The sequence below is a fragment of the Streptomyces tubbatahanensis genome (genome assembly GCF_022699385.1).
GTDB lineage: Bacteria > Actinomycetota > Actinomycetes > Streptomycetales > Streptomycetaceae > Streptomyces > Streptomyces diacarni.
In genome coordinates this window covers 6249639-6261912 of sequence record NZ_CP093846.1, presented here as the reverse complement: position 1 = coordinate 6261912, position 12274 = coordinate 6249639, and the positions used below count along the sequence as shown (strand labels likewise).

Annotated in this window: 2 protein-coding genes (1 of these 2 running past the window's edge); both read right to left on the bottom strand. The window is 73.8% G+C overall.

Annotated features, from left to right (window positions below):
- Positions 1 to 11905: the 5' end (the start) of a lonely Cys domain-containing protein gene (locus MMF93_RS26905; RefSeq protein WP_242755515.1), read on the bottom strand. Its footprint begins 17543 nt before the window's first position; the window shows 11905 of its 29448 coding nt (coding positions 1-11905); its start codon is at positions 11903 to 11905; the stop codon falls past the left edge of the window.
- Positions 11906 to 12274: a perilipin family protein gene (locus MMF93_RS26900; RefSeq protein ID WP_242755513.1), complete on the bottom strand. Its 369-nt coding sequence runs from the start codon at positions 12272 to 12274 to the stop codon at positions 11906 to 11908.

Sequence of the window (12274 nt, the reverse complement as noted above, 5' to 3'; positions counted from 1 at the left end):
AGGGGTAGATCTCCTCGTCGAGGATGCTGTCCGCGGAGTCCGAGTCGGAGAGGTCGGACGCCTCCGAGGCCTCCGACTCGGTACCGTCCGGGGCGTCCGGCATCTCGGCGTCCGAGCCCGGCTCCGAGCCGGACTCCGGGTCCGATTCCGCATCCGAGTCCGCGTCCGACTCCGACTCCGGGTCCGTGTCGTTGTCCGCCATGTCGACGTCCGGCATGTCGACGTCCGAGGACCGGACGCTCGACGACACCACGGGCCGGGTGCGGGGCACGAGCGGGTCGGCGTCGGCCCATCGGGGGCGCAGCCCCAGCCCGCGGCGCCGGGCGTCGGCCAGCTCCACGGCCGAGCGGACGTCCGGGCCGTGGGCCAGCAGGTGCTCGGCGACGTCCCGCACCGCCGCGCGGAAGTCCTCCCCCGCGTAGCGGACGTCGGTGCGGGCCGCGTCCGGCGTGGCGGGCAGCACCAGGAAGGCGGCCAGCTCCCAGGCCCGCGCGGCGTCCGGCCCGGCGTCGTCCCGGGTGTCCGTGCCGTCCTGCGCGCTCGCCGGCTCGCGCCCCGCGGCGGCCGCCTCGAACGCGTCGAACGCCGACCGCCACAGCCGCTGTGCCACCACGGCGGCGAGCGCGTCGATGCCGTCAGGTCCCGGTCCTGGCCTGCTCAGCAGCAGCCGCACCTGGGCCAGCGGATCCAGCGTGTGCGCCGCGAGCTGGTTGCCGCCGAGCACGGCCTCCATCTCCTGGCCAGGTTCCAGCCCGATGCCGAGGGAGCGCAGCTCGGCCACGTCGACGTACGTGCCGGGGGCGGGGCGGGGCGCGTCCGGGGACAGGTCCTGCTGCGTCAGCTGGTCCTTGAGCCACGCCCGCCGGTCCTCGCCCAGGGCCGGAGCGGTGCCACCGCGCGGGGCGTCGGCGGCGAGCCGGCCGGGCGGGACACCGAGTGCGTACAGCCGCGCCTGGACGTCCTCCAGCCACTCCAGGGCCTCGCGGAGCCGCGGCGCGGCGTCCGGACCTGCCGCGGCGGTCTCGGTGACCAGTTCCCGCGCCCGGGCGTACTCGGCCCGGGTGAGCGCGAGGGTCTCGGCGTTGTGGGACGGCGCGGCCGGTGTGCCGGCGGGCTCCACCGGGGACGGCGTCCGAGGGCCGCTCCCGGAGGCGTCGTCGGCCGCCAGCGGTGGCGGCGGGGTGCTCCCCGGCGTCGCCGCGCCGGCGGGCAGCTTGGGTGTCAGGCTCCGGGCAGACGGGGGCGCGTCGAGGTGCGGCGAAGGCACGAGCGTGAGGAACGGAGGCCGCTGTGCACCCGGCGACCTGAGCTGAAGGGGGTAGGCGGTGGAGTAGACGACGCGGCCGAGGCGGGTGGCGAGGCGCGCCGCCAGGCCGGGGGCCAGCCGGTCGAGTTCCGGGATGGCCAGCAGGACCGGGGTCTTCAGTGCGTTGCGGAGCAACTGCCGGTCCTGGGCGAGCAGTTCGATGAAGTCGTCGACCGGGACGCGCCGCCGCAAACCGTTGTAGCCCAGCCAGATGTGGCCCTGCGGGTCCGTGGGGTCCAGCGCGGCCCGTACCGCGTACGGGGTCAAGCCCTCGTTGGCCCACCGCGGGACGCCGAGCCCGCTGGGAAGCCCCACCCGGTCCAGGCCCATGACCGGTGCCTTGCGCCCGAGCCCGTAGTCCCGGCCAGACGGCTTGCCGCTGTCCTCCTCGCGCACCTCGGTGCCGGAGGAGAGGGCGCCCTCGCTCTCCATGTCGTACGCGGCCAGGGCCACCGTGTCGGACGCGTCGCGGCCCGCGGCGTACGCGGCGGTGGCCAGGTCCTCCAGCGCTCCGCGCCAGTCGTCGTCCACCTCGTCCGGCTGCAGGTGCAGCGCCCGTGCGGTGAGCGCGTCCCGCTCGGGGCCGGGCGCGGGCACCGTCTCGGCGGCCTTCACCCGCGCCCAGAACATCCGCGAGAGCTCGGCCTCTCCCACCGCGTCGGGCCCTGACAGCTGCAGGATCTCCACGGCCATGGCCTTCGTGTCCTGGGCGCGTATCCAGGCGGAGGACCGGTCCATCGACGCGGGCAGCGTGACGAAGTCGCTCAGGGGTGTGCCCGGGGTGACGGCGGCCGCCGCGGTGAACACCGCGCGGTGGGCCGCCTCGTCCGCGTCCGGCCCGCCGTCGGGCCGCGCCGCGACGATCCGCTCCACAAGGTCCAGGGTGAACAGCGAGCCGGTGCCCCGGGAGCGGGCGTCGGCCCGCCACATGTGGTCCAGCGCGGCGGCCCCCCGTAGCAGCGTGGCGTACGCGGGGTCCTCCGCCACGCGGGCGTCGTCGTCCACCTCGTTGCCGAGCGTGATCTTCAGCGCCCGCACCAGGCGCAGCGTCCGCTCCAGCGCGGCCTCGGACGGCGCGTCGGGACCGCTGTGGAATCCGGCCACCCGCGCCCGGGCCGTCAGCTCCGCGCGGTCGGGCTCGGGGAAGAAGTCCACCTCCGTGGAGTGCTTCCCCAGGGGGTCGGTGTACAGCAACCTGACCAGTTCGCCGTGGACGCCGTCCAGCGCCGCCAGCCGCGTGGAGGCGCTCACCTTGACGCCCATCTCGTTCGCGAAGAGCTGCCCGACGGGGACTTCGCCGAGCGGGTCGGGGACGAACGGCAGGGTGAAGGCGTTCGTGTGGAAGTTCTGGGACGGCAGGCCGCGGTCCGGCGCGGAACCGGCCCAGCAGGCGGGGAGGATGAGCCAGTCGTCCCTGCCCAGGTCCGAGAAGCTCTTGCGCCGCTTGAGCCAGCGCGGCCCTTCCAGCCCCCGGGCGCGGTGGACGTCCCCGTTGTCCAGCTCGAAGATGACGTATCCGGGGCCGCCGTGCAGGACGAGGGTGCGCACCTTGGCGTCCGGCTTGATCCGCCGCCGCGTCCGGATCTTGGCGGAGTAGACGCCCGTGACCGGGTTGTAGTGGACGAACTTGTTGATCCGGTGGGCTCGGCGCAGCTTCGGTTCGTAGTCGGCGAGCTGTTCGGGCGGCAGCGAGGAACGGCCGATCTGGACGAGGCTGCGGCTGTCGATCGCGGGAGAGGTGACCACCCTGCGGTACCAGGCAGGGGCGTCGTCGTCGGGGTCGGGCACCATGCCGGCCCGGCCGGGCACCCAGTCGCCCTCGGGCCGCCCGTGCCGGTAGGTCAGGCCGAGCACCGGCCGCCCGTCGGACGAGGCCACCACGGTCAGCTCACCGCTGTGGGAGAGCACCTCGCGGCCGGTGCGCTCGGCGAGTTTCCGCGGCAGCTCCACGCCGCGGTCGCCCGCGTGGGGGATCGCCAGCACGATCGGCACGTCCTGGGGCAGCTTCGCGAGCTCCGGGTCGCTCGCGATCAGTTCGACGGCCTCGTCGACGCTCAGGTCGCCGGCCGTCCCCTCGGACCAGGGCACGGTGACCTTGTCGTGAGCGCCGTCGGCGGCGACGACGTAGAGGTCGGTGTCCGGCCAGGGGGCCGGCTCCTCCCGGACGCTCTCCTGGCCCTTACTCGACACCGTCTTCACCAAGAGCCGGGTGTGGTCCAGGTTCTTGTCGGACATCCCCAGCCAGTCGAGCCCCCGGACCCGCGAACCCTGCCCCTGGGCGTTGGAGGCGAAGCGGTGGCGGGAGCTGAACACCCCCCGCTGCGCCGCCCGGTACGCACCCAGCGCCGCGAGGCTGGTGGCCCGGCCGGCCCGGTGCGCCTCGACGACCAGGTCGTACAGCCGCGTGCGCGCCGCCTCGTCCACCGCCGTGCCAGGCGGCAGGCGCAGGATGCGGCGGGCCAGCGCGTCCGCGTCGTACGGGCCGGTCCGCAGCGTGGCGTCCTTGCGGCGCAGCGAGTCCAGCAGCGCGGCAGGGGAAACGAACTCGATCGTCACGTCCCGCCGCAACACGTCCCGGCTCGCGTGACCCGGCGCCGGATGGCGGCTGACGTCCCGGCCGCGGCTGCGGTCGAAGAGGACGAAGCGGTCGAGGGTGAGCCGGTCCGCCTCCGGCACGTCCTTCTGGATGTCGTTCAGCGTCTGGTTCAGCTGGAAGGCGAACTCGTCGAGCACGGTGTCCGCTCGCTCCTCGCCCCTCTCCCGCGCCTGCGCCGGCTCGCCCTCGCCGTACCCGGTGACCACGCCGGCGGGCAACGGCAGCCCGGCCGCGCGGTTTCGCAGGGCGAGCGCCGCCACGTCCCAGGCCAGTTCCGCGATGCCGTCCTGGTCGTCCTCGGACAGCCGCGTGGACCCCGCCTCGAACCGTACGGTCGTCACGGGCGCCACGGTCGGGCCCTGCCAGGACGCCGGGCCGCTCACCGGCGCGGTGTGCACCGGCAGCGTGAACTCCGCCAGTCCTGGCATCGGCGGCGCGGCGTGCGAGCCGGACAGGCCGCGGTCGCTCAACGCCGGGGCCTCCCCGCCGTCCGGCGCCCGCACGGGGCCGGTGGCGGCGGTGTCCGTGCCGTCCGGGGAGCCGGCGGCCGACGGTGCCGGGCCCGGACTGTTCGCGCCCTGGGTGAGGACCGCCGCAGGCTCGTGCCCCCCGGGCGGCGCCGGGGGCTCGGTGCGCGCGAAGTCGTCCGCGGCGTTCGCCTGCGCCGGGTCCGCCGTCAGTACGAGCACGTGCCGGTCGGCCGCGCCGTCCGGCACCACGGCGGCGGGGCGCGCGGGGGTCAGCACGGTCCTGGCCGTCCCCTCCCTGGCGGCCAGTGCTTCCGCCATCTTGGTGCGTACCGCGTCCGGGGCGATCAGGGTGAAGGGGACGGACAGCCCCGTGGTGCGCAGGAACCGCTCGAGGAGCACGGCGATTTCCTCGTGCGGTACCGAGAGGGTGGTGCCGCCGCGCCAGGGGAGCACGACGCTGTCCTGATCGCCGTCGACCATCAGCACGAGCGCGTTCGGATCGGCGGCGGCGCGTGTCTCCCCGCTCGCCGTCGTACCGTCGCCGGAGACGTGGTAGACGTCCGTGGCCAGCGGGCCGCCCAGGGGCCTGCCGGTCAGGTTGAAGCCCACCTGCGCGCCGGTGGGCGAGGCGATCGCGTTGGCCGGGCCGAGCACCCCGCTGCGGCTGAGGTGGTACGCGGCGACGGCGACCACGTCGTGCACCTCCACACCGACGAGCGCCGCGCCCGTCATCGCCCACAGTGCCATCCGCCGCATCGCGGCCGGGTCGGGCTGGTCGGGGCTCACGTGCAGGACACGCGCGGCCACGGCGTCCGCGTCCGGGCGGGTCAGCAGCGCCTGCACGGAAGCGGCGAGCGCCCAGAGCACCTGCGGCCGCGCGGGGTCGCCGGGGGCGGGCAGGCTCTTGAGCCCCATGGCGGCGAGACTCTGCTGGTTGAGCTGCCCCATCATGGCGGCTGCCCGGCGGGGCAGCGTGAGCGGGACGAAGTCGTGCAGGGGAACCGGGCCCGAGGCGCCGTCCAGGCGGGTACGCGCGTCGTTCAGGACCCGGCGGACGGTGTCCTGGAGTGCGGCGGCGTCGGCGAAGGGGGTCGGCCGCGGCTTCGGCGTGCCCTGCTGGGCCAGCCGGTCCCGCACCACGAAGTCCAGCAGGTCCAGGCTGAACGGGCCGGCCTCCAACAGCTCCGGCTCTGCACGGCGCATGCTCTCCAGCGCCCCGATGCCGCGCAGGAGCTTCTGGTACTCCCCCGACGGGTCGTCCCGGTCGTTCTCGATCTCGTGGCCGTAGACCTCGCGCAGGGCCCGCACCAGCAGCAGTGCGTCGGCGCGGTCGGCCTCCGGCACGGGGGCGGTGGCGGGGATGTCGAAGGCCACCCGCGCGAGCCGGTCGAGCACCTCGCCCACGGGCTCGGCGCGCAGCATCTTCCACGCCCCCCGCTCACCCCGGGACGTGGCGAGGATGTACTGGTCGACGATGCCCGAGCCCGTCCTCCTGGCGAAGCCGTGCACCCGGGTGGGGACGTACAGCGGGTGGTCCTCGCCGAGCGCGTTGGCCGCCTTCTGCGCCTCGGAGATGAGCGTCAGCCGGTTGGCCACGTAGGGCGCGTCGGCCCCGTCGTGCCAGCTGAGGGGCGGCCCGCCGAAGGCCGCGCCGAACCAGCACGCCTCCGCCACGACGGGGGTGCCCTTGGCGAGCGCGCGGACACTCGGGCGGCGCTTCAGGTAGCCGATGACCTGTTCGCCGTGCGTGGCCTTCTGCTCGCCGTGCCCCGCGTCCGACGTGGCGTCCACCACGAACAAGAAGCCCGGGAGGCCGTGCAGCACGATGTGGTAGACCTCCCGGCCCTTCCACGGCACGTCCTCGAGGGGGCCGAGCGGCTGCTTGGTGACGGGGTCGAAGTGGCCGTACTGCGGGTCGCGGAGGTCCTTGAGCTCGTGTTCCCGGTCGATCAGGTCGGTGTCGGTGAACAGTGCCCGGCCGCCCGGCCGCATGGTCGTCGGGTCGGTGAGGGTGATGCTCTTGACGTCCCGGTCCAGCAACTTCGAACCGTCGGCCAGCAGCAGGAACCCGTCCGCCGGAGCGGCCCACGCGCCGTCGGGACCCAGGTCGCCGGGGCTGATGGAGATCCATTTGCCCAGCGGTATCCCCTGCGCCCGCTGATCCGCCGGCGGAATGCGGTACTTCTTCGTGTGGGGGTCATAGCTCAGCAGGGGCGTGCCGCTGTGCACGAGCAGCCCCCGTCCGAGCCCCGCGGCGATGCCCCTGGGCATCTCCAGACCGCCGTCGCCCGCGTGCGGCACCACCAGCGTCACCACGGTGCGGGGGCCTCGCCGGGTCAGTTCCTCGTCCATCGCGAGCAGTTCGGTGAACTCCTCGCCCGTGATCCGGCGCGTCGTCCCGTCGGGCCACGGCACCACGATGTGGTCACGTGCGCCGTCCGCCTCCACCAGGTAGGGGCGGTTCCCGCCGGCCTGGTCGGGCCCCGGCGTGGCGGGCGGCGGCACCTGCCGGGGCTTGAAGGTCCGGCCCACGATCGAACCGTCCTCGGGCGAGTGGAGGAGGGTCCGCTCGGACAGCAGAGCGCCGCGGCGGGCGAGGTGGAACGCCGCGAGGGACGCCAGGCTCCTGTCCCGCCCCTCGGCCATCGCCTCCCCCACCAGCGCGTACAGGTCGGCGAGTGTGGCCGCGTCCACGGGCGCCGACGGGTCCAGGTGGAGGATCCCGCGGGCCAGGGGGGCCGGGTCGAACGGGCCCTGCGCCAGCTCGGGAGCGCTCAGGCGCAGCTCGTCCAGCCGCCGTACCGCGGCCGTCCCGGGAGGCAGCTCGAAGGCGACCTGCACCTGCCGGGCGAGTGTCTGCTCGTCCGCCACGCCCTCGCCGGACGGGACGAGCGTGAACGCGTCGTGTGCGCCCGGCCGCTGGAGCCCCGCGCGGAACGCCTCCGTGACCGCCGCGGCGCGCTGGGCGGCGGCCCCCGTCGTGGACACCTCTCCGTTGTCGTCGTACGAGGTCACCACCAGGCGCGGCACTGGAAGACCCGCGAGGGAGTTGCGCCGACCCACGTCCACGACGCGGCCGACGAGTTCCCGGATGCGCTTGCGCTGGTTGGCGCTGAGCTTGTCGCCGTCCTCGGTGAAGTTGGTGCGGCTCGTCGGCGGCAGCACCCCCTCGACGGGCCCCCAGCTCTGTGGTGTTCCGCCCTGCTCCGCCAGCGTGAGGGAGCCCATCGCCGAGGTGGCGGTGGCTGTGGCGCTCGGTGCGTCCTCGGCCGGGGCCGCCGGTGACGACGTGGCAGGCCCGCCCCCTTCCTGCCCAGCGGCCGGGGTGGCGGTCTGCTTGCGCTTGCCCTTCTTACCGGCGTTGCTGACGTATGTGTCGTAGCTCGGTGCACTCCACACTCCGGCCACGGTGCGCTCAGGCGCGGCGGGCGCGGTGCGCGCCGGGGCGGGTGGGGTATCGGCGTGTGCCTCCGCACGCGGCACCTGGGCCGGTGCGGGCTGGGCCGCCCTCGACGAGCGGAGCGTCCTGGGCAGCGTCGCCGGCGCCTTCGGGGCGGGCGCCGCCGGGGTGCTCGCCGCCGGGGCAGGTGCTGGGTCGGGGTCGGGTACGGGCGCGAGTTCGTGGGGCTGCGGCTGGTGGGTGCCCTCCGCGCGGTCCCAGAACGCCCGGAAGCCCTCGAAGACCCAGTTCTCCTTCCGGGGGCCGGCGAGCTGGTTCGCCGGCCGCGCGTGGACGGCCTCGGGCTCGGCGCTGTAGAGCCGCTCCAGCAAGGGGAGCAGTGTCTTGTCGTGCTGCCGCACCCAGGCGGCCCCGTTGTTCCGCCGCTGCTTGGTGAACCCGTCCCGGCCCGTGTTGGTGCCCAGGTAGGCGTTGGTGAGCTGCGCGAAGTACTCGTATTCGTTGAGGGAGGAGTAGTTGGGCTGCTGGCGCTTGCCCGAGGGGTCGTGCAACGGCCCGTCCGGCCAGAGCGCGGCGTCCCCCTGGTCGACCTTGGCCTGGTACGCGTCGTGGATGAGCTGCTTCTCGTCCGCGCTCAGCCCGTACTGGTGGAGGATGTGGGCGAACTCGTGGGTCGTCGTGGAGTAGCCCTCCGGGTGGGAGCGCCGGTCCGTCGCCACGGAGGTCACCTCGCCGAGCAGGTTCTCCTCCGTCACCCCGGCCGTGCGCGTCGCGGCGCCGCGCACCTCCTCCCACGGGCGGCCGTCCGGGGTGAGGGTGCCCGCCAGGTGGCGGAACGGGTCCAGCGTGGTGAGCGCCTCGCCCTTCGGCACCACGGCCACGCGCGCGCCGTCGATCAGCAGTTTCGCCGCCACCGCGGGGTCGCGCAGCATGCGCGCGACCTGTGCGCAGACCTCGCGCCGCGACGAGACCGGCTGGTCCACCCCGGCGGGGATCTGCACCATCAACTGGGCGGCGGTCTCCGCGAAATCCGCCGGGTCGAGCCTCTGACGCAGCGTGTCGACCAGCGCGGGGTCGGACGCCAGCCGCTCGCGGTCGGCGGGCGGGAGCAGCGACAGTTCCCGGGCCCGGTCGGCCTTCGGCATGTCGGGCAGGCGCGACGCCAGGTCGGCCACGGGATCCACGCTCACCGGGGACGGTGCGGGCGCGGTGCCGGCGGCGGACGGGACGTCGCGGGAGGCCGTGTCGGTGGCCGGCGCGGGTGCGGGTGCGGGGACCGACGTCGCGGTGGCGGGCCCGGCCGGAGTGGGCGGCGGGTCGGCCGGGAGGTCGCTGGAGGTGGTGGTGACGGTCGCGGTCGGCGGGCCCGTAGTCGACGGGGTGGCCGGACCCGGCGGCTCGGTGGCCGTCGTGGCACGGGCGGGCGCGACGGGGCCGAGACCGAGCGAGGTGCGCAGCGTGCTGGCGAGGGTGACGCCCGAGGAGGCGTCCGGTCCGTTGGTCAGCAGGTGGTCGGCGACCTGCCGGACGGCGTCCCGGTAGGGGGCTTCGGCATGGCGGGAGTCGGCCAGGACGGGAGCCGACGTCGGCGGCAGCACCAGGGCGACGGCCGTGTCCCAGGCCCGGTCCACGTCGGCCCGGGTGGGCTGCGGGCTCGCGGGGCTCGCGCCCTCGGGTGCGGTGGCGTTCGGCGTGGTGGGCCGCGGCGCCGTCGCCGGGCGTGGGTCGGTGTTCAGGGCCGCGCCCGCGAAGTCCGCGTACGCCGCTTCCCACATCCGCAGCGACGCGTTGGCCGCCACGGTCTCCAGCGCCGCCGGCCAGGGGCTGGGCAGCGCCATCAGCAGGCGTGCCTGGTCGACCGGGTCCAGCTCGGAGACGGACAGGGCAGCGCCGTCGCGCGCCGCCGCGTACTGCTCCGGGCTCAGTACCAGTCCCGCGTCGCGCGCGGCGGCCGGGGTGACGACGGCGTCCGGGCCGTGCAGCTCGGCCAGGTCCTGAGCCAGGGTGCCCGGCAGGTCCTCGGCGGTGAGCTGCCCCGCGATCCACTCGCGCTGGACGCCGTCCCGGTGGACCCGGGGCGGGGCGTGACCGGTCCCGGGGTCCGTGGCGTGCGGGGTGACGCCGAGGTCGCGCAACCGGGCCGTGGCGTCGAGCAGGTTGCCGTGCGCCTGCTGGGCCCGTGCCTGTGCCTCGGCGAGCACGGTGGTGGTGTCGGTGCCGCCCGCCAGCTCGTCGACGGCGCGGGTGGCGTCGGCGTACGTGGTGAGCGCGTCCTCGTACGCGGTACGGGCCTGGCCGATGTCGGACTGGCGCGTCTCACCGGGGACGTTGGCCACGGGGGTGTGCGGGGCGGTGCCGTGGGGGCCCTGGGCGGAGTCGGCTTCCGGCGATTCCGGTGCGCCGTTGTGCTGCCCGGCATCGGACTGGTCGGTGTCGGTGCCTCCCGCGTCCTGCCGGGAGACGGTGGGCGCGGAGGCGGGGTTGCCGAGTCCGCCGGGGGCGTGGGAGCCGCCGGGCGTGTTGAGAGCGCCGGGGTTGGGCAGGGAGCCCGGAGCCTTCAGGCCGTTCGCCCCGGTGCCGGAGAACGCGGAGGGCGCCGTCGTCGACGGGAGACCGGCGGCCGACTCGTCCGGCAGCGTGAGGTCCGTTGCGTTCAGTCCCCACGCGTCGTCCTGCGTCCCCGGCGCGTTGAGGTAGGCCGGGTCCTTGAGGTAGTCCGGGGACTTGAGGTGGCTGCCTCCGCCGCCGGGCAGGGACGTTCCGTTCGGCAGGGTCGACGCGGACACGTTCGCGTCGTTGGAGTACAGGGAGCTGTCGTTGGAGTACAGGGAGCTGGTGTCCGAGAGCGACTCGGTGTCCGAGGCGTCGAAGAGGCTCGGCGGCCGGGACGAGGTCTGCGAGCCGTCCGAGTCGTAGACGCTCTCGGCCGTGCCGTCGGGATCGCTGCTGGTGACGGGCGGCGGGGTGGGCACGGGTGGCGGCGGGGTGGGCGAGTTGCCCACCACCGGGGTCGGCGCACCGGGTGCCGGGGTGAACCCCGTCGGCCCTGGACCCGCGTCGCTTCCGGGGCCGTTGCCGCTCTCCCTGTTGAGCCGCTCGATCAGGATGTTGGTCGAGTTCTTCTGGAACTCGGTGAAAATGTTGCCGTCCGGAAAGAGCTTGGTGTGGAGGCCGCCGGAGAACTGCCCCACGGGCTGATGCATGAAGAGCTCGGAAATGCCGCTGAGTCCGGCTCCGGCCAGCGACGTCCAGTCCCACTTCTGCAGCACGATCGCCACGGCGATCGTCTCACCGAAGCCCTCGGTCACGAACGCCGTGGGGACGTCGAACAGCGTGTTGTTCCCGTTCTGCTTGGTGAACGGGTTCTTGAAATTTATCTCGAACTTGCCGAAGACGTCCTTGCCGAAGTTGTTCTTGAAGACGTTCGACAGGCTGTTCTTCAGGTTGAACGCCCACGTGCGGAAATGGCTGATGAAGAATCCGGCCAGCCCGCCGACCGCCGCCGAGAGGCCGACCTGGCTCCAGTCGACACCGCCGTCGGGCTGCTGTGTGGGCGGATTGATGGTCATCGACAGAAGCTGGGCTGCCAGGTTCTGAATGGCCTCTTCCAACGCCTCGGACAGCGAGGGAAACGCCTGGACGTAACGCAGCAGCCGGTCGATCGTCATGAGGATCGCCAGCCTGGCGCGCATCCGGGCCAGGATCATCTCCGAGACCGAGGCCCCGCCGGTGAACGCGGAGATCGCAGCCAGAATCGCCAACTCCGCGATCAGGAAGAGGACTTCCATGATGATCTCGAAGTGGGACTGCTGGATCTGGATGGACGCCTGGCCCCGGTCGGCGGTGTACTTCTCCAGCTGGCCGATGAACTGCTCGAGTGTGTCATTCCCGTGCCGGTGCACCAGCCCTGACAGGGCCTGCTCATAGGCGTCGGCGACGTTCGGCGGGAGGTACCGCTTGCCCTGTTCGATCGCGTCGAGCATCTCCTGCCGGAGATCGCGGAGTCCTGCGGCGAGGTCGGTGTAGCCGTTGCGACTATCCCAGGCGAGACCCGCCTTCGCCTGCAGCGGCTTCGCGCCGAGCAGGACGAAGAGCATCGTGCTGACCTCTTCGGGATACTCGATGTCGTACATTCAGCGTTTCCCGCCACCACCGGTGTCGTAGGAGCCGGCGTTCTGCTGAGCGTCGTGGATCTGGTCCTGGACGTCGGTGTGGACACCCTCGATGCTGCCCATGCTCTTGCGCACCGCCGACTGGAGCCCGGCCGTGAACATCTCCAGGGAGCCGACGATCTTCCTGCAGCTCTCGATCTGCCGCTGGTCCTGGTCCTCGGTCTCGTCGTGGAAATCGTCGTCCGTACCGTTCCACCACCTGGTGGCTTCCACCGAACGGTCGAAATCGTCGAGCAACCGCTTCGGTGCGCCCGCCATCCCGTCGAGCTGCTGGAACGTCTGGTCCAGGCCGACGAGGTCCGCCTGGTAGTTGTTGTGGTAGCCGCTCAC